The organism is Paenibacillus sp. MSJ-34 (genome assembly GCF_018918005.1).
Lineage (GTDB): Bacteria > Bacillota > Bacilli > Paenibacillales > Paenibacillaceae > MSJ-34.
Map to the genome: position 1 here is coordinate 44,757 of NZ_JAHLPR010000043.1, position 19,531 is coordinate 64,287.

Here is a 19,531-nt window from a genome sequence, read left to right on the forward strand (position 1 = left end):
TTATTCCTTCTTTTTCATTTTTTCTTTGATCGCAGCCAGCTCGTCTTCGGGACTCGCAACCGCACTCGCATCGCCGCCCGCTGCGTTCTTCTGCAATTGGGCAATCAGCTCGTCGAGGTCGTCTTCCTTCGCCTCCGCCCTAAGCTCGGCCAGCGCCAGCGCTTCGTTCAAAGCGCGGTCCGCCTTCTCTTCCATGGCATGGAATGCGGAATGAACGCCGCCTGGCGAGGAATGCTGTATTTTCGCAGCGGCCAACTTCCCTTTCAACTCGGCGCGCCGCGATTCCAATTGGTCCATATCCGACACAAGCTTATCCTGCATTTGTTTCATGCTTGCGGCGTTCGCAGAAGCCCGGTCATACGCGGCTTGCAATTCGGCATGCTTCTCCGCCTGCTTCGCCTTCCTCTCCAGAAACTTCAAGGCGTCCTCGTCATTGCCGGCTTCCGCCGCCTTCTCGGCATAACGCTGCAGCTTCTTCATCTCGGCGCCGGATTCGTCCAACGCTCTCTTCGCCCTTCTCTCTTCCGAGAGCACCGAAGCCGTCTCCGCCTTCACCTTGCCCAAGTCGCCGTTCAAGCTCCGCATATATTCGGCAATCGTCTTCTCCGGATCTTCCGCCCGATCCAACAAAGCGTTCATATTCGCTTTCATCACATCCCGAAACCTCGATAAGATTCCCATAATAAGCACCGCCTCCGAAAAAGTTTGCATTTATCCTATTATACAGTAATGACGGAGCGAAGGTTTCATTTATCGAAAAGGTCAAGAAAGATTCCGTTCTGCCGATCCCGGTATCTTCAAATTCTTCCTTCTGTCGATATCCCTTTCATTCAGTAGGCAGAGGTACAAATCATATGTCCTATTCGAACGACAGAAACCGGCTTTTTGAATCTGAACGAAAGGGATTCCCACAAAAGGGAATTTGATAACATAAAGCCGATTGTCTCAACGTAAAGCTTTAGCCGCAATCTTGCTGTCTCCTTTTCTTCGATCAGCAATTGAGTGTACAAAGATTCTACGCTCCAGTCGGAATCGCAACGTTCTTCCAACTTGTCTAAAAGGCCCTTGTATGGAACGCGCCACTCATCCTTGCTATATAATTGTTTTTATCCTTTATTTTAATTTACCGCAATGCCAGGTACCATTTTAGAGTCCGCTCCCTTGACATTTATAGCGAAGATTTTATAATAAGAGGGCTTCAACTATATGTGAAATTTGTAACAAGGAGATTCGATGATGTGGTTTTTGTTTGCTCTATTAACGGCATTTGCCTGGGGAGGCGCCGATCTGTTTTATAAAAAGGGAAGCGATCCTCAAGATCGGTTCAGCCATATTAAAATCGTTATTACGGTCGGCTTCGTGATGGGGATTCACGCTACGGCTTATCTACTGATCAAAGGAATCGACTTCGATCCGACAGATTTGGTTCGCTATCTCCCTGTTTCCGCGCTTTATATTCTGTCGATGACGATTGGGTATATCGGTTTGCGATATATGGAGCTATCTATTGCATCTCCCGTTCAAAATTGTTCGGGCGCCGTAACAGCCATCCTGTTGTTCCTATTTTTCAAACACGATCTGGGCATCGTTGAAATATTGGGTGTGACTGTCGTGACTTTCGGCGTTATTGGAATTGCCATTTTGGAAAAGAGAGCTGAACGCGAGACTCTTTCGGACCATTCAACCCATATCGATCAAAAATATCAAATCGGCTTTATGGCCATTACCTTCCCGATTTTATACTGCTTCATCGACGGGCTCGGAACGTTTGCCGATGCGATCTATTTGGATGAGTTAAGCCTGATCGGCGAGGATGCCGCCCTGATCGCTTACGAATTCACCTTTTTTATTTGCGCCTTGGCGGCATTTGTCTATCTCAGGGTGATCCGTAAACAGCCGTTTCGCATTTTTCAAGAACGGGCCAAAGGATATGCCGCTCTATTGGAAACAACGGGGCAATTCTTCTACGTGTTCGCCATGTCTAGCAACGCCATCATAACAGCGCCACTGATCGCTTCCTACAGCATGTTTTCGGTCATCCTGTCCCGAATCTTTCTCCAGGAGCGGCTGAATAAAAAACAATATGCTCTTATTGTCGTCGTCATCGTCGGTATCGCTTTGCTAGGCTTAGCCGATGCGTTGTAAGGGCGGAACCCGACCTCTTACGAAAAACGCCCATACAAATTTATTAATTGATAATATGTAAGGTGATGGAGATGGAACGTAAGGTTACAAAGTTCGGCAATAGCCTCGGCATTACGATGACCGAAGCATTGAAACAGATCGGTCTAGAGCTTGGCGATACTGTGCATATTGATGTAAAAGAATCAGAGGGAGAAATCGTTATTCGCAAAGCGAATAAAGTCGAATTGCCAGCTGGTATTGGCCCCGACTTCTTAAAGTCTCTCTCGCAAGTTATGGAACAATATGACGATACTCTAAAAGGTTTGAAGGACCGTTAAAATGGATGTCCGCTATTTGTCTGTTCAAGAGATCATTGCGATTAATGTAGCTGTTATCCAAAAATATAGTCCTGAAGAACACATTGGTGTCAAGGATAGCGGCTTATTGGAATCGGCTATTCTGCCTCCCCGCTCGTCAGCCTTTGGCGAGGATGCCTGTCCCTCCTTATTCGAAAAAGTCGCCGCTCTATTTGAATCGTTAGGACAGAATTATCCGTTCCAAAATGCTAACAAGAGAACTGCTTTTGCCGCTCTTGTGATTTTCCTGCAGTTGAACGGATACGGATTTGCGATGAACCAAAAAGTTGCCGAAGACCTGACCGTAGATATGGTTAATCATAAATATTCTTTTCAAGAACTTTCTTCGTTCATCCGAAAGCATTGTATCGATAAAATGATATAGCAAGAATGCATATGGAAGGGGATACCTCCCCAAATTCGACGATCCGCGCAGACGTACGCTCCTTGTTTGGCGCTAAACTGGCAATCCTTATTGGGTTCAAAATGAAGACGCTCCCATTGTAACGAAAGTACGGATCGTTATTGTTTGGAAATCGGCGATTTCACCGCCTTTTTCCCTTCATTAGCGTGTTTCAGTTTCGTTACACGAGCAACAAGGTGATTTACGGGCTATTAGCGTGTATACGTTTCGTTAGCCCGCCCGGCGGGTCGTCAGCCACCAGCGGTACATATGACGAAACGTTACGGTTCCCATGAAATTTCCCGAGATGCTAACGGGCAGAATAGTTGAAAATGTAAAATCTGTATCAGAGCAAACGCCATTGACAAACCAACTACTACGTGTTACTTTTTAGTGGTAGTAAGTAACACTTCATACCAGTCATACAGAATAGTAAAGGGTGATTGTCCTGGAAAACTTAACGGAAATGCTCAAAGGCGTGCTTGAGGGCTGTGTCCTTGAAATTATTAGCCGCCAAGAAACCTACGGCTACGAAATCACACGGCGGCTGAACGCCCTCGGCTTCAAAGATGTTGTAGAGGGAACGGTATACACCATCCTGATCCGTCTTGAAAAAAACAAGTTGGTGGAGATCACCAAGAAACCCTCCGACATGGGACCGCCGCGAAAGTTTTTCGCGATCAACGACGCGGGGCGTGAGGAGCTGCGTAGGTTCTGGGAAAAATGGGAGTTCGTGTCATCAAAAATTAACGAGTTAAAGGAGAAAAAAGAATGAATTTTTGGGAAAAAATTACGGGAATCGACATGACTAAAGAAATGAAAATTTTTGAATCGCGAGCCAAAAAGCTGCCGGCTGATTATCAAGCGGCATGGGAAAAAATTAATGCGAATCTTTGGTCGTACTCAGATTTCACCGGGCGCAACCTCATGCCAATTTTTGACGGTGTGCTTGGCCTGCTCGAAGAGGCGGCGGCTGACGGTCAGCGTGTCCAAGAGGTTTTGGGTGACGATATCAAAGGCTTCTGTTCAGCGCTGGCCGGCGAAGAAGGGGCAAAATCTTATCGCGACAAGTGGCGCGAGCAACTCAACAATAATATCGCTAAAAAATTGGGTAAATAGGAGGATAAAATGAGCATACAAGATATCATCCAAGGCAAAAAAGAATGGCGAGCCCACATGGCGCGTGTCAAATCGCTCCCACGAGATTATCAGATTGTTTATAAAGAGATTCAAAAATATTTCTTTAAGGTCGGCCCTGTTGAACTAACCGGCGGTACGGGTTTGCTATCGGGGATTGTCGATCTTTTTGAAGAGGGAGCAGCCTTGGGGAAAGGCGTGCTTGATGTGACGGGAAGAGACGTAGCGGCTTTTTGCGACGAATTAATCAAAGATTCAAAAACTTACGCTGACATCTGTCAAGAATCGGTTAACCAAGAAGTTAACAAGGCAATGAAAAAGGTTACGGATAAAACAAAGTAAAAGGGGGATAGCGGGATGGAAAAAGCAATTCAAGTGAAAGGGCTGCAAAAGTCTTTCAAGGACAAAGAAGTCCTGAAGGGCGTCGATTTTGAAGTGAAGCGAGGCGAGATTTTTGCCCTGCTTGGCTCCAACGGCGCGGGCAAGACGACGATTGTTAGAATCCTTACCACGCTGCTCAAACCGGACAGCGGAACCGCCACCATAAACGGATTCGATGTTATGTCCAAACCCGACAATGTGCGGCAGGCGATCAGTCTGACCGGGCAATTTGCCGCGGTTGACGAGATTTTGACCGGGCGGGAGAATCTTATTTTGATCGCCAAGCTGCGGCATCTTAAAAATCCGCGTCAGGTTGCGGATCACATGCTTAAACGCTTCGGCCTGACTGACGCCGCGGACCGCAAGGCATCTACTTATTCAGGGGGGATGCGCCGCAGGCTCGACATCGCCTTGAGCCTCGTGGGAAAACCGGAGATTATTTTCCTCGACGAGCCGACTACCGGACTTGACCCCGAGTCGCGCATCGAGGTATGGAAGACCGTCAAGGAGCTTGCCGCTGGAGGTACAACGATATTGCTCACCACGCAGTACTTGGAGGAGGCTGAGCAGCTTGCCGACCGAATTGCCATTCTGCACGAGGGCAAGATTATCGCGAGCGGTACGCTCACGGAGCTGAAAAAGCTGTTCCCGAAAGCGAAGGTGGAGTATGTTGAAAAACAGCCGTCGTTAGAGGAGATATTCCTCGCAATCGTCGGCAAGAAGGAGGCCATGTAAATGGAGGCGGTAAAAAAACACTTTTTTAGCGATATGGGCGTCATGCTTGGGCGCTCTATGCGCCATATTACCCGCAGCATGGACACGATCTTCACGGTTTGCATCACTCCGATTGCGATGATGCTGCTGTTTGTTTATGTGTTCGGCGGCGCAATCGAAACCGGTACGGATAACTATGTTAACTACCTATTGCCCGGCATCCTGCTGATTGCGATTGCAAGCGGTATATCCTATACGGCTTACCGCCTGTTTATGGATAAGCAACGGGGCATCATTGAGCGGTTCCACTCCATGCCGATTGCGCGTTCCGCCGTGCTGTGGGGGCACGTGCTGACCTCGCTGGTATCCAACGTCATTTCTCTCGTCGTCATCGTTCTCGTCGCGCTCATTATGGGCTTTCGCTCGTCGGCAGGGATCCTGCCATGGCTTGCCGTAACCGGTATCCTCGTGTTGTTTACGCTGGCTTTGACCTGGGTCGCGGCGATTGCCGGATTATCCGGAAAATCGGTCGAAGGTGCAAGCGCATTTTCCTATCCGCTTATCTTCCTGCCGTTTATCAGCTCGGCCTTTGTGCCGACCGAGTCGATGCCGCCGGTCGTTCGCGCCTTTGCCGAAAACCAGCCGGTAACCTCGATCGTGGAAGCCATTCGTGCGCTGCTGTCAGGTCAGCCGGTGGGCCATGAAATATGGGTCGCTCTTGCGTGGTGTGTCGGGATTTTGATCGTAGCGTATTTTTTTGCGATGAGGGCGTATAAAAAGCGGATGTGAAATAGTTCATCTAATTCAATGATCAGAATAAAACTTAGGCAGTTCAAAGGAAAACGCCAAGCCGGTAGACATCATCATGGGCTTGGCGTATATTTTAACAATATGCAGTTCGCGGACACAGGAGACGCTAATTGTGACAAACGGTCGGATTTCGGACAGTTCGCGGACATACGATCCTTTATTCGCGCTAAAAGCGTAAAAATAAGCCCTCCGAAGAACGAATAACGGAAGCAGTGTCCGCCTAAACCGCAAATAAGCCATTTTGACGCGAAATAAAGGCCGTACGGTCCGGATCGCAATTTCTATTCACAAAGGCGAACTTTCCGAATGGATTCTCGCCTTATATTGCTGCACAATAAACATCCCGCATCCAATCATAAACAGGAAGATCGATATAAATTGCGAAGTCGACAACACACCGACGCTTCCCCGCTCTATGTCTCCCCTGAAAAATTCGAGGATAAATCTACCGACGCTATATAAAACCAGGTAGAGAGCAGCGACTTGACCGTCCACTTTCTTCCTTCTGGCATAGAAAATCAGGATTGCAAAATGAAGAAAATTCAAGCCGCTTGCAATTAATTGCGTAGGGATCAGAGGTACGCCGCCAGGCGCCAGGGAAGATGAAGGAAATACGACGCCAAACGCACTCGTTGTTTCTCTGCCGAAACAGCAACCTGCCATAAAACAACCAATGCGCCCGAAGCCTTGCGCGAATGCAACAGAGGGTATAATCAAGTCAAAATACTGAAAAAACTTTACCTTCTTCCTTTTGCAATAAATGTAACCGGCTACTATGCCGCCGATCATACCGCCATATACAACAAAACCCTCTGTGAAAGCCAATAAGATTGCAGGGTCTTCGATTATATTTTTGATCTGGGTGAGCCAATATAAAATCTTGGCGCCTAATGCTCCGCCTGCCAAAACCCAGATCGCCAACGAATCAATGTAACTGCTATCGATGTTGAGACGCTTGGCCCGATAGATAACAACCGCATAAGCGGCAAGCACACCGAGAGCAATCATCACCCCGTATGTATGAATAGTAAAAGGGCCTATGGAAAATAAATCGTTATGCATTTTCCTCATCCTCCGCAAAGGTAAACATACTTTCATCCGCGCCAAGTACAGGTGCAATTCGTTTGGATACATTGGCAAAGATGCGACGGGCGTTGTCATTGGTTCCGATGCGATTTCTTTCTTCGTTTATCAAGCCGAACATTCCATAGACGATAAATATGGCGGAACTGCGGCTATCGTCTGTTTTTATAAATCCCAGCTCTATTCCCTCGTCTAAATATTGCTTAACCGGATCGACGGCACCGCTCAGCATTTTGCTTGATAAAACTCTGAACACCTCTTCATCATGTTGAGTCCCCCGCACTTTATCGCGCCCGTTGATCAACCCCATCCAATGCACTATAACGCGCTTGTAACGCTCTTTATAGGGAATGGTCCTGTCTAGTAAAATATCGGAAATCCCTGAAACAAATAAATCGGTATATCTGTCCATCGCGGCTGCAAATACTTCTTCCTTTGACGCAAAATGATGATAGAACATTCCAAAAGAACCGTTTGCCTGTGTATAAATATCTTTGACCGATGTATTGATATATCCCTTCTCCATAAACAGCTTCATGGCAATGTCCAGCAATTCTTCTTTTCTTTCCTCCGGCTTTTTTACTACCCTTGCCATACCGCATCCCCCTAACAGAGTTTTGCTCTGTTACTATTTTGCATTACAGAGCGATACTCTGTCAAGCGGAGAATCACGTTAGTGCAACAAAAAAAACAAAGGACGCCGGTTAAGCGTCCTTCGTATTCTACAAATCCCCAATTTTCCAATATTCCTAATGTTGCTCAGAGTCAAGGATTGAGCAATTTCATCGAAACGAGCAATCTGGATACAATGACTGCCGCTTCCGCTCTCGTCGTGTGGTTGGCCGGCGCAAATGTATCTTTGCTCTGTCCTTGCATGATGCCTGTTTGAAGCAGCAGTTCCACCTCTTTAAGCGCCCATGGATGAATTTGGGCACCGTCCGTAAATGCAGTCATCAGCGCTATACTGTCCTTGGCCGAGGAAGAAGCTTTCGCTCCGTTGCTTGGCATCGCCCCGTCATGCAGCAATCTCAATGCCCGGGCAGCCATCACGGCCATTTCCTCCCGGCTGATTGCAGCATTCGGACGAAATGTGTGATCGGCATAGCCTAGCACAAGTCCATAACGGACAGCCGTTGCAACGGCTTCGCCGTACCAGGCGTCTGGCTTCACATCCCGGAACGAAGCTGCCCCGCTTCCGCCTTGAAGATCAAGCGCTCTAACGAGCATCGCCGCAAATTCAGCCCGGCTGACGGATCTCCCCGGTGCAAAGCGATCTTCTCCAACACCGTTCAAGATTTGCCTTGCGCCCAATTTCTCAATTTCCGCTTTGGCCCAATGGCCTTCCAGATCCGCGAAAGTAACGGCGTGACGTGCGACAACGAAGATTCCATTCGCCGCGCTCTTCACGATGACTGTCGTCGTTCCATCGGGATTCGCCTCCAGCCGGGCCGGAACATAGCTCAGCTTGCCCGATTCCGGATCGTACAGCAGAACAGCCGTCGTTGCCGGGTCAAGCTTGCCGTCTACCTTCCATTGGCGCTCGACGTAAGTCGCTCCCTCATATCGGGCGATCTCTACCGTTTTGTCGCCTTCCGTCACTTGAACCGCGAATTTCTTGGCAGCACCGATTAATTCTAAACCTTGCTTCTTGGCCTGTTCGGCGAGTCCCGACTGCTCCTGCCGGGAAAGCGGTACAATCCGAATCGACACGACGGCTTGTTCCCGGTCGACGACGCCGGCCTGCTTCATGATTTGATCGGTCAGTTTCAACGGGAATCGATATACCGAACCGTCTTCTCCCGTTATCTCGATCACCGTCTCGGGATATTCGGCGGCCGCCGCCGTTAATACGGAGCCCGTCAAGTTCACGCTGCCCGCAGCATCGGTTCTCAGCTCAATCAAAGTCTTGCCCTGGCGCAATGCTTCCTGCAGAGCCGAGTCAGACATAGAATCGGCAGGCTTGGTGGCCGGTACCCCGCTAGAGCCTCCGCCGGAGCTGCCGGAGCCGCCTGTATTTCCACCTCCCGGTCCGCCGGAACCCGGCTCACCCGGGTCGCCCGGATCAACCGGAGGCTTCTTGCCCGAAGCGAAGCCTTCATTGATTTCTTTGAAGCTGAAAGCAGCCGACGGATTGGATACCATCTTCATCCGGTCTCCGCGAATGATGACGTTGTCGACCGTTGCGGAGCCTTTCAGGCCGGAGGTTACATCGACCCCATTGGTGCCCGTACCGTCGATGACGATATTTTTCAACAACACATCATGCATGGCAAAATCCCCATGTGCAATCAGTCCTGCATACGTGCTGTCTTTCGCCACATTATCCTGAACGATAATTTTCCCCTTCATATCGCTCTCCCCGGCGAACAGCCAGAGAGCTCCCAGACCGATGGCGTATCCGGTATCATAGCTGCCGGTCCGAACCAGAGTGTTCCGCTCCACCACCGTCGTTCCGGCAAAAGGTTCGGCATTGAAACGAGTAGACACGGCAATGCCGGCCCCGTTGGTTACGGTGTCTTTCACCACATTGTCCTGGATCTTGTTATCTTTGCCGCCGAATACGACAATGTTGTCGGCAAGCCAAGGCAGGGTCACCGTATTGAAGCGGGCCGTATTATTCACGCTCGGGGTTCTTTCCGACCCGTTCACATCCACCAGCTTCCCGTCCGTGAAGGACCACATCGCAATGCCGTCGTCTCCCGGATAACGGATATCGCTCTGCTCCATCATGCTGTTGCTCGTTCCGACGGCAAAGTTAATGCCATCGGCCATCAGATTGCGGATCCGCAATCCCATCATATACAGTCCGTTCGTCCGCGCCTTCTCCCCGATCGGCTGCGTCAGCCACAAGCCTGCCTTCGTATGCTCGATCCAGACATGCTGAATGATCGATCCCGGCCCGAACGCCCCATGGAAAGCATTCGTGAACGCTTCGTCATCCCGTTCGTTAATGCCTCCGTCAATAAGCAAATCATATACCTCGACCGTGCCGCCATGACCGTAGAACTTGGCTCCGTTCAACGTCGTGTGCCACATGCCCGCACCGCGGATGACCGCTGAATCCAAATGCAGCAATTCGTCTCCGAAGTCGAAGCTGCCTTCCGGGAACCAGACGCCGGCGCCTTGAGCCTTGGCAGCGGCCAATGCGTTTTTCAAAGCCGCCGTATCGTCTTGACCGTCATTAGGAATCGCTCCGAAGTCCGTGACCGACAGGAAGCCTTCCGGCTTCTCATAGGCCGGCGCTGCCTTCTCCATCTCGACCAAGTCGATGACATAATAATCGGCACGATCTCCGCCATCCTTCTGAAGCCGTATAGCAGCCCCTTGCGGCACATCGCCGATCAGGGCATGGATTTCGTCAAAGAAGCGGTGACCGCTGCCTTGACGAGGATCGTTCGACCAAGGATAGCTGCCGTACTCCCACGCATATTTGGACGTTAATGTAAGCGACTGCCTGAACTCTCCATTCACATACAGGGATAATGTATGTTCCTCGCCCTGCCCGTCCTTGCTGTCCGGAATGGAATAACGGAGCACGAGCGCATTGGCGGGTTGCGCCAAGTTGAATTCAACATAGTCCCCTGTTTGACCCAACCGGACCGCCTGACGTCCGGAAGCTTCCGAAGCGATACTGCGGTATTTCCGCGATGGGCCGAGCAAAGTTCCGTTTGTCTTCGCATCCTCCGCCTCATAGCTGATGTAAGGCACCGTGGCTCCCCGATACGCTTTATTGACGCTATGCTTGACGATCAAACTATCGATTTGCAATGCCGAAATATCCGCGCCGATGCCGCTTAACGAGACCGTATTCATGCCTGCGCGCAAGCTGAGCTTCACCTCTGCTGCGCTTACGCCGTCGGAACGTGTAAGAAGCACCGATTGTTCCCCGAGGCCATTCACCGTAACGCTCAATTGTTGCTCCGAACCGGAGTTGTTTTTATAACGAATTAGTCCTGCATACTCCCCTTGCTCTTGCGCATGAACGGCAAAACGGATCACCTTGTCTGTCTTAAAAGCATCTTCGGCAGCATATGCGATATCCGAAGCTACAGGCGTAAAGCTCCATAATGCCGGTTCTGCTAAAGATGCTGTCCCATACATGACACCCGTCGGGCTATATTGCAATAAACCGTTTGGATCCGTGGCATTGGACAGTGTGCGGTAGCCTAATTTTTCATCCAGTACCCATTGCGTCTCCAATGCTTTCATGGACGTCGAGACGGCAGCCTTCCCTTTCCCGTCCAGCGTCAAGTAACGGCCTGTCGCCGTGTTTTTAATCAGATGCCGTCCGTTATAATCCTGTATCATCCAGTTGGAGGCGCCTTTCGCGTCGTCGCTGTGAACCAGTTTCACCGTTCCGCCCTGTTCCGCAAGCACCACACCGCCTGCTCCCTGCGGGGATATCATCACGATATTCGTATCATTCTGAATCGGAGTAGCGGTATTGAGGTTGCGCTCTTCATCCATATCAGGCGTATTGAACTGCTGCGGAGCAGGCTCCAGTTCCCACTGCACCGATCCCCATGATTCAGGGTACAAGCCTCTTTCCGCATAGCCCGTATTGTTCTGCACATGAATAAATTCATCGTCATAGTCCCCGTACTGGCTACGAATCAGCACTTGATCGCCGCCCGCGACCCGAGTGACCGACCAGGACGAAGCGCCGTCAGCCGCAGGGTCCGTTTCCTTGCTTTCCAGAAATGAATAATCTTCCGTCAACGTGATATAATGTCCTGTTGCCCGGTTTTGGATCCGCTGCCGTCCGTCCGCGCCCCGCTGAATCGTCCAATGCGAATAACCGTTATCTTCAGCGAGATCTCCGTATAATACAACACCGGAACGGTTCTCGTACAAATAAGATTGATTCGTCACGCTCTTAATCCGCACAGGCCCTTCAGGAATCGGCTTCTCCGCGATTTGCGCCGGCTCGGCAACGAATTTGGATTCGGCCCGATCGGCCGCTCCTTCGGCTCTGCTTACTTTCAAAGCAGGCTGCCCCTGCTCATTCAAAGCGGCATATAGAACATGACCCGTCCAGGCGCTTTGTATGTTTACCTCATCCGATTCGCTCTGTTCTATATTCCATTTGACACTGCCCCAGACGTCGTATACCTCGGAACGGGCTTCTACCGTTAACTGAGGCTCATCCTCGCTCTCGACCTGCTCCTCCGCCAGATTCTGTATCGAGAGATAGCGGCCGCTGCCCATGTTTTTCATCATGACCGGACCGTTCGCGCCGTTCTTCTCATCCAGAAACCAAATGGAATATTCATCGTCCGCCGCCCCGTAAGTCACCTCAGTCACCGGGTCAGCCGTCCGCACATCTTGCAAATATTGATCGTTCGTGCCTTGCAGCTTGAAGCGATAGTGTTGGTTCTTCTTCTCCGCTACCGGCAGGAACTTCCACTGCGGACTGCCCCAGTTCGGATTAATGACGCCGTATTCGGCGTATTTAGTCAGGTTCTGTATGGAAATAAACTTGGCAAACGGTTCGCCGGGCGTCTTATCCGTAACATTGCTCAGCAAATACGTGCCGCCGCCGATATTTTTGCCGCTCCATATATACGCTTCGTCGACGTTCGTCAAATCTTGAAGCGGCGTGGCCTGGATATGCCCGTCCGGCATCTCGGCGATATTCATGTAATGGCCCGTTTCGCGGTTCTGGAGCAGCTTGCGCCCGTTGTGCTTCACTACAAGCCATTGGTCGCGCCGGTCATCTGTCCGCATATTGCCGTATTTGATTGTACCGTCCGCATTCTCATATAAATAAAAAGGCTGCCAGACGTTTTGGATCCGTATATACTGGTCCGATCCGTCCAAAACCGCCGCAGGATCGACCAATTCCCATTGCGATCCCAGGCTGTCCGCATCCGTCGTTACCGTTGCGCTTCCGCCCGGTCCGGTTGAAATATACAATCCGGGACGCCCGACATTGCGAATCGTATTGTAATCGTCATAACTGTCGGATGCTGTCAACGACCACTCATAGGTCGCACCGGTAACGCTGGCATTTCCGGTCGACAGGCGATCTCCGTCAATATTCAAATAATGGTTGCTGGCGGTATTGCGGATTCGCTTACTCAGATCGTAGTCTTCAACAATCCACAAATAGCGCGGGTCGGAGCTTGAGGCCGGATCGATCGCGCCATAATACACGCCTCCTTCATCTTCGAACAAGAAGTCGGCAGCGACCTTCGCATCCGTATAGGCCGCGATCCGGACGGCAGGCAGATCGGATGCCGGGACGATTCGCCAGAGGGCGTTGACGCCTTCGGGGCCTCCGGCCCAATTGTTGGAACGCACATCGTTATCGTCCGGAAATTGCGGATTGATCCAGTTTTCCGGCAGCGTGACATTCTCAAAGACAACATAGCCGGATTGGCTAACCGCATTCTCCTGCTTCCACCGGCTAAGTCCGGGCTGAGCCGGATCCTCATCCTTGGCGAAAATCCCCGCCCAGGTGGTCTCATTCTGGGTAATGACATGCCCTGTGGCGCGATTGCGAATCCGGACTTGATCCTGGCCGCCGCTCTCGATATACCAGTGCGACATCAAATCGTCGGCCGGCCTGACGCCATGCTTGACCAGCCCGTCTTCCTCATAAATGACGCTTCCGGGACGCATGAAGCTTTCAATGCGGACAGGGCTGCCCTCAACCGCTATAAAAGCCCACTGCGGACTCTCAAACGTAATGTTGATATCCGAGCTCGCTTCCGCAAAGCCCAACTGATCCTCCTCATGAATGACCAGATTGCCTTCCGGCACGGTGGCGCTGCGAACGATCATATATCCGGCCCGGTTCGACCTGTCGATGATCCACTTCTCCGCATTCGAATCGGCCGTCCCGCTTGTCGTCAGCGGCTGAGAGCGCTGCTGCGTCCCGGCCACGGTAATGTAATGGCCCGTCTTGACGTTTCGGATTCGGGACAGCCCGTTATCGGTATCGACCGTCCACTGCGCCGACTCGTCCGCCGGATTCGTCATGCCGTACCTGACGGTGCCGTCCGACGCTTCGTACAAATAATTGCTCTTCCATTTGTTCTTGATCATCACTTTGCCGGAAGGAATATCCAAGGCCCCGCTGCCTAGCTCAGCCGCCTCTGCCTGCTGTACGGCAAACGCCGGAAAGACCGAAATCAGTAGCAGCAAGGACATCCAGGCGGCTGCGATCGGCTTGCATCGTTTCATACTGGCGACCCCCTTTTTTTATTTTTTGGACTTCCTTCTCATCATAGAATAAGAGCGCTTACATTTTGATGTGCGTTTATATGGGAAAAAGGTGCGTTTATACGCAACTTGCACACGAAACTTCGCATTCGCTCAAAGCGTCGAACGACGCCCTTTGCATGCTAAATCGCGCCCTTGACAAAGACTTATCTGAAGTGATATTTTGTCCTAATACCCATTTTGATGGATATCATCTAAGGAGTGGTTTTCATGCTATTGCCTATACATGAACAATTTATTACACAGGTAAAAGAGAAACTCAGTCAAGATCATCGATTTCTAGGTCTGCTTGCAGGCGGTTCCATGATGACAGGAACGATGGATGAGTATAGCGATTTGGATTTAGTGGCAGTGTACGACTCCGCTTATCGGCAGGAGATCATGAATCAGCGGTTAAACATTGCGGAAGGAATGGGAAAATTGCTATCCGCGTTCACGGGCGAGCACGTTGGCGAACCACGTTTGGTGATCTGTTTATACGGTCCGGAACCATTGCATGTCGATCTGAAATTCGTTACATTGGCAGAGCTTGCAATACGGATCGAAAACCCGCTCATTCTATGGGAAAGAGAAGCGGATATCCGCACGATTTTCGAGAAAACGTCGCCAACATACTCATCTCCGAGTCCGCAATGGATAGAGGACCGATTTTGGGTTTGGGTCCATTACGGTGCAACGAAGCTGGGAAGAGGCGAACTATTCGAGTTAATCGATCATATAACATTTATTCGCAACACGGTACTAGGCCCATTAATACTAATGCATTACGGCCACCTGCCCAGAGGAGTCAGAAAATTGGAGGAACTGTGCGCCGGTGAATTAGAAGCCCTTAGAGAAACTGTCCCGGTTCACAGCCTTGAAAGTTGCTACAATGCGTTAAAAAACTCCATTAAACTATATCAGCGCTTGCGGCAACATTTAGACTCATTAGATGTGAAGGAAGAAGCCGAACAAGTTTCTATCGCTTATCTTGAGAACGTGTATTCCTCATTGAACAGATAAAAAGCGGAAAGCTTCCCAATCCTTATTCCAACTCCTCCTTAAGCGCTTGAATCGATTCGGCGCTGCCGCTGACCAGCAAGCGGTCCTGCGTCAGCAGTTGCGTCGCTCCGTGCGGAATGATAATCGAGTCTCCGCGATAGATCCGCAGAATTAACGCATCGCCGAGGAATGGCAATTCCTTAAGTTGTACGTGGCTGTATTTCGGATTGTGAACCTTGATTTCCTGCAAGGAATCGTCCTGCGCAATCAGCATGACGGCGCTCGGATACTGGATCAGCCCTTTCAGCAGCATCCGGGAAGCGAACAACGTCGAGAAGACGTTGAAGTTCTCGGATTGCAGCGATTGAATGAGATCCGGGCTTTCCGCCCGAACGATAATGTTTTCAAGTCCCAGGGACTTGGCCTGTCGAGCCAGCTTGGCATTTTGGAGCTCGTCCATGGAGCCGAAAACGATCACATCGGTATGAAACGCGCCTGCCCGCAGCAGGGTATCTCCGTCTAAATCGGAAACCACGGTAAGCGGGAATCGTCCATAATCCTGCTTGGATTGTTCATCGCCGATCGAAGCGTCCGCACTATAAATGGCAATGTCAAAGCCATCTTGCAGGAGATCCTGAGAGACGGGCAGCGTCACATGATTCGCCCCGATCAAGGAAGCCCGCACCCGCGCGGCTTGCGCCCTAGGCACCTGCTTATTAAAGAGCACAGGGAACAGCAGGCAGTTGATGACGCAGACCAAAATAACCGCGCCTTGCAACTCGCCTGAAATAATGCCTAGGTCGTAAGCTACGGAAGCCGCAGCGATCACAAGGCTTAAGGTGCTGGCCATCAGCAGCCCCCCGGAGGAAGCGTATTTGAAGCGGAACCAAAAGCCAAGCAGCAGGGTAGGAACGTACCGCGCCACAAAAATGAGACCGATTAACAGCGGAATGAGCGCTACGATCTTCCAGTTGGTAATCAGGGCGGGGATATCCAAACCTACTCCGACCATGATGAAAAAGATCGGAATGAGAAAGCCGTAACCAAACGACTCCAATTGATGGACCAGCTCGCGGGACGGACGCAACAGGGATACGATCACCCCGGCCAGGAAGGCGCCGAGAATGCTCTCCACCCCAAGCGTCTCGCTGAGGACGACGAGCATGAGGACGAGAGCGAGGATCGCGCGCGTACCTAACTGGGCGGTGCCTCCGCCGCTAATTTTGCTTATGAATTTGGAACGTATAAACCTCGCCGCAAAGCGGTAGATCACGAAGACTAGCGCGAAGAACAAGCCGAGCAGCCACAAGCTGTTCGTATTGCCGGACTGCAAGCTAATATAGACGCCAAGCAGAATCATGGTGATTAAATCGGAAAGGATCGTGATCATCAGCAAAGTTTGCCCATAAGCGTGATCCAGCAGTTTTTTCTCCTTTAATACGGGCACGACCACCCCGAGGGAAATCGAGGCAATCATGATGGTGAACAAGTATGGCTCGGTTATATAGTGTAATTGCTGCAATAAGACGGCACATCCGTAGGAGACGGCCGCGATCAGAAGGAAGACCATACTCGAAAGCATGAGCGGATTCGGCGGTTTTCTTGTGCTAAGCTCGTCCTTAAAATGATCCTTCGGCAGATGGGCCAGAATCGCTTGGGAAGTCTTCTTCGGTTTGAAGAGAGACACGTCCAATTCAAGCCCGCTCAAAAACATAAGAAAGATAAGCCCCAACGTGGAAAGCTGGCTAACCCACCCCTCCGGCTGAATGAGATTAAACCCGGAATTCCCTATGATAAGTCCGACGAAAATCTCGGCGACCACAACGGGAATGACGCGCAAATTAAAATATTGAAGTGCGATGGGAACCAAAAAAGCTAGTGCAACAACAAGCAAAAGGGAGGTTAAATCGTTATGCATGATTGCTCCTTCACCGAAATTTTAGTTTAATATTACCTTGTATAAGTTAAGGATGCAAAGGGAAATGTAAAAACCTTCAAGTTAATCATCCGTTAACAAACAACATGTATACTATACATAAAGCAATATGCAAAACAATACATTCATCGAGAAAGGAGTTCGAATATGGGCATTCATACGTATTTCCAATCGTTAACCGATTTAGAGCGAATTATAAGATGCCCCGGCAGATTCAAGTTTGAGGAACATAGTGTATCCGCTCATTCCTGGAAGGTGGTTCAATACGCCAAAACATTGGCGGATATCGAAGAAAGCAATGGAGTCGCTGTGGATTGGAAAAAGCTATACGAAATAACAAGCAGCCATGATTACGGTGAAATTTTTATCGGAGATATTAAGACGCCTGTGAAGCACTATTCATTGGAACTGCGAGCCATGCTGCAAAAAGTAGAAGAAGGAATGGTCGCCCATTTCATTGACGAGCATATTCCTGAGGAATTTAAGGACATATTCCGGAGACAACTGCGCGAAGGCAAGGACGATTCGGTAGAGGGGAAAATATTGGAGGTTGCCGACAAACTGGATCAGATCTACGAGGCCTTTGCAGAATTGCAACGAGGCAATACGGAAAAAGAATTTATCGTGATGTATCGAAACGCTCTGATCAAAATTAAAGGAATCAAGCTTCATTGCGTCGATTATTTTCTGCAACATATATTGCCCGATATGGTTCGCGAAGGATCGCAATCTCCGATCGATATTCAAAAGATTACGAACGAAGCGTTAGCAACATAGCTGACCCGCTTCTCCCTCCATCCTCTTCTTGTCTTGCTTTCCTCAAGTTAGTCCCCGGTATGTTCAACTCGCTCTAAAATTTTCATCGGATCTCTCTTAGTTGGGCAAACAAAGCATACACCATAAATCCCGCAAGCCCCCCGAATGAATTCAAAATCATATCGTCCACATCAAAGGTTCCCATGGAGAAGACCGCTTGCGAAATTTCCAACGACAGGCTGAGGCCGAATGACTGCGCCAGCACATGCATGGCGGTTGCTCCCCTTTCTCCCCTGCGTGATCCAAGCAGTCCTAACAGCAGTCCGAATGGCATGAAAATCGCAATATTTCCGAACAGATTCACAAATCCATGGCTTGTTCCGTATTCCAGCGCGCTCGCAATTTCATGAAAAGGCATCAAATTCCCTTGCTGTATCCTCAGCGCCACGCGTGCCGGTTCATGCCAGCTTATTCCAAGCTGCCGAATCAAATACGTAAGATCGATGGCATTGAACTTGAACAGAATAATTTTGATTAATAGGTATAAATAGACGGCAAAAACAGCGTGCTGCAGTTTGAAGCGTTGCGCCATGATCATCTGTCTTCCATCCCAACCGATACCGGATCGCCGCCCCAAGTCGTGACAATAACTCCATCCGTATTATTGCCGGAAACCGTATAGCTTCCTTCTATCGGCACCTTAATGCTTCGCTCTGCCTGGATGGGGTAATAGGATACCTTGTACTCCTTGCCCTCCACTTCCGCATAAACCGTCCCCTGCTCTCGCAAATATTCCAGGTATTCCTCCAGCACAAAGTCATGTTCCTGCATGATTGCGCTATGGGGAAGCCCGACGTACCGGAAATGCCAGGGCTCATACATGACGCCCGTTATATTGGTCTTATCCTCCGGGTAGCGCAGTATAAAACCATGCTTCCAGGCGTTGTTCTCCAGCCATTTGCCTTCAGGCGCGTCCTTCATCAAGCCGAGCGAGGAACCGATATCCATCGACAGCCCCAAATTATGCTCGCTGTAGCCTGGCGGATTGGCTTGCTTCGAACCCAATTGCTCGTACAGCTCGGCTTGTTTTTCCAAGTCCCGGTATCCGCTATTGATCAGAAAATGATTGACGCCCTCCGCGCGAGCCGATTCGATCATCGCGGTAAATCTCTTCAACATGTCAAGCGGCAGCTCAACGCTATTGTCAGAAATCCCGAAGCCATCCACCAAATGATTCTGTTCGAACAAATTGACTACATCCTGAATCTCCGCATGATTTGGTACCGGATACTGGGTGTTAATAAGCAATAAATCGCCTTTATAGATCTCGCTCCTGTTTATCGTCAGCGTGTTATGTGAAAGCTCCGGCAGCCGCAATTCCGACTCTTCCGGCGGCAGAACCTCATCCAATTCTTCGCTTTGTTGGAACGTATGGATGCCCCAGCCCAGCAACAACAAAATGATCATTGCATAGAACCACTTTTTCATAAGGTTATCCTCCTCATATAGTATTTCTTGAAGGCAGTTTTGAGTTTACTTCCAGTCCCCTAGGGGACTGGCGGCCGCCTTCAAAATTTCCAGTTGATCTTTGAAAAATAAATTTGGGACTGGACTTTCCGGAAT

17 protein-coding genes are annotated in these 19,531 nt (G+C 50.0%); 10 read left to right on the plus strand and 7 right to left on the minus strand.

The features are described 5' to 3' along the window. Positions 1 to 681: a PspA/IM30 family protein gene (locus tag KQI79_RS20795; protein WP_216540223.1), complete on the minus strand. Its 681-nt coding sequence runs from the start codon at positions 679 to 681 to the stop codon at positions 1 to 3. 555 nt (positions 682 to 1,236) lie between these two features. On the opposite strand from KQI79_RS20795, the gene KQI79_RS20800 reads away from it, so the two are divergent. The 8 genes from KQI79_RS20800 (at position 1,237) to KQI79_RS20835 (ending at position 5,904) form a co-directional block, all read left to right on the plus strand. Next, entirely contained in the window at positions 1,237 to 2,145 is a 909-nt protein-coding gene (locus KQI79_RS20800; protein WP_216540240.1) for an EamA family transporter, read from the plus strand. Between the two features lie 71 nt (positions 2,146 to 2,216). Then, a complete protein-coding gene (locus KQI79_RS20805) occupies positions 2,217 to 2,462 on the plus strand; it encodes an AbrB/MazE/SpoVT family DNA-binding domain-containing protein (protein WP_253298299.1) in 246 nt (81 codons plus the stop codon). Position 2,463: 1 nt separating this feature from the next. Next, on the plus strand, positions 2,464 to 2,865 hold the full coding sequence (locus KQI79_RS20810) for a type II toxin-antitoxin system death-on-curing family toxin (RefSeq protein ID WP_216540224.1): 402 nt from the start codon (positions 2,464 to 2,466) through the stop codon (positions 2,863 to 2,865). A 484-nt stretch (positions 2,866 to 3,349) separates the two neighbouring features. Continuing rightward, on the plus strand, positions 3,350 to 3,658 hold the full coding sequence (locus KQI79_RS20815; RefSeq protein WP_290370059.1) for a PadR family transcriptional regulator: 309 nt from the start codon (positions 3,350 to 3,352) through the stop codon (positions 3,656 to 3,658). Beyond that, positions 3,655 to 4,002 carry a DUF1048 domain-containing protein gene (locus tag KQI79_RS20820; protein WP_216540225.1) on the plus strand — a complete coding sequence of 116 codons (348 nt, stop codon included), beginning with the start codon at positions 3,655 to 3,657 and terminating at the stop codon, positions 4,000 to 4,002. The genes KQI79_RS20815 and KQI79_RS20820 overlap by 4 nt, the downstream gene beginning before the upstream one ends. 9 nt (positions 4,003 to 4,011) lie before the next feature. Then, a complete protein-coding gene (locus KQI79_RS20825) occupies positions 4,012 to 4,362 on the plus strand; it encodes a DUF1048 domain-containing protein (protein WP_216540226.1) in 351 nt (116 codons plus the stop codon). 15 nt (positions 4,363 to 4,377) lie between these two features. Continuing rightward, positions 4,378 to 5,136, plus strand: a complete 759-nt coding sequence (locus KQI79_RS20830) for an ABC transporter ATP-binding protein (RefSeq protein ID WP_216540227.1) — start codon at positions 4,378 to 4,380, stop codon at positions 5,134 to 5,136. Beyond that, positions 5,137 to 5,904 carry an ABC transporter permease gene (locus KQI79_RS20835; RefSeq protein ID WP_216540228.1) on the plus strand — a complete coding sequence of 256 codons (768 nt, stop codon included), beginning with the start codon at positions 5,137 to 5,139 and terminating at the stop codon, positions 5,902 to 5,904. A 306-nt stretch (positions 5,905 to 6,210) separates the two neighbouring features. On the opposite strand, the gene KQI79_RS20840 is transcribed toward KQI79_RS20835, so the two are convergent. The 3 genes from KQI79_RS20840 to KQI79_RS20850 all read right to left on the minus strand — a co-directional run bounded on the left by KQI79_RS20840 (position 6,211) and on the right by KQI79_RS20850 (position 14,196). Further along, the gene (locus KQI79_RS20840; protein ID WP_216540229.1) at positions 6,211 to 6,987 is read right to left on the minus strand and encodes a prolipoprotein diacylglyceryl transferase; all 777 of its coding nucleotides are present in this window, start codon (positions 6,985 to 6,987) and stop codon (positions 6,211 to 6,213) included. Further along, positions 6,980 to 7,603 (minus strand): TetR/AcrR family transcriptional regulator, encoded by a 624-nt coding sequence (locus KQI79_RS20845; protein ID WP_216540230.1) that lies wholly within the window; start codon positions 7,601 to 7,603, stop codon positions 6,980 to 6,982. The genes KQI79_RS20840 and KQI79_RS20845 overlap by 8 nt, the downstream gene beginning before the upstream one ends. 170 nt (positions 7,604 to 7,773) lie before the next feature. Beyond that, complete coding sequence (locus KQI79_RS20850) at positions 7,774 to 14,196, minus strand: S-layer homology domain-containing protein (RefSeq protein WP_216540231.1); 6,423 nt, start codon at positions 14,194 to 14,196, stop codon at positions 7,774 to 7,776. A gap of 249 nt (positions 14,197 to 14,445) precedes the next feature. Between KQI79_RS20850 and KQI79_RS20855 the strand changes: the two genes are divergently transcribed. Next, positions 14,446 to 15,237, plus strand: a complete 792-nt coding sequence (locus tag KQI79_RS20855) for a nucleotidyltransferase domain-containing protein (protein ID WP_216540232.1) — start codon at positions 14,446 to 14,448, stop codon at positions 15,235 to 15,237. A gap of 22 nt (positions 15,238 to 15,259) precedes the next feature. Here KQI79_RS20855 and KQI79_RS20860 read toward each other — a convergent pair whose 3' ends face one another. Then, complete coding sequence (locus KQI79_RS20860; RefSeq protein ID WP_216540233.1) at positions 15,260 to 17,134, minus strand: cation:proton antiporter domain-containing protein; 1,875 nt, start codon at positions 17,132 to 17,134, stop codon at positions 15,260 to 15,262. 165 nt (positions 17,135 to 17,299) lie between these two features. Here KQI79_RS20860 and KQI79_RS20865 point away from each other — a divergent pair, with 165 nt between their 5' ends. Then, a complete protein-coding gene (locus KQI79_RS20865) occupies positions 17,300 to 17,929 on the plus strand; it encodes a YfbR-like 5'-deoxynucleotidase (RefSeq protein WP_216540234.1) in 630 nt (209 codons plus the stop codon). 82 nt (positions 17,930 to 18,011) lie between these two features. On the opposite strand, the gene KQI79_RS20870 is transcribed toward KQI79_RS20865, so the two are convergent. Then, positions 18,012 to 18,506: a VanZ family protein gene (locus KQI79_RS20870; RefSeq protein ID WP_216540235.1), complete on the minus strand. Its 495-nt coding sequence runs from the start codon at positions 18,504 to 18,506 to the stop codon at positions 18,012 to 18,014. Beyond that, a complete protein-coding gene (locus KQI79_RS20875) occupies positions 18,503 to 19,396 on the minus strand; it encodes a M15 family metallopeptidase (RefSeq protein WP_216540236.1) in 894 nt (297 codons plus the stop codon). Before KQI79_RS20875 ends, KQI79_RS20870 begins: the two co-directional genes overlap by 4 nt. Positions 19,397 to 19,531: the final 135 nt, after the last annotated feature.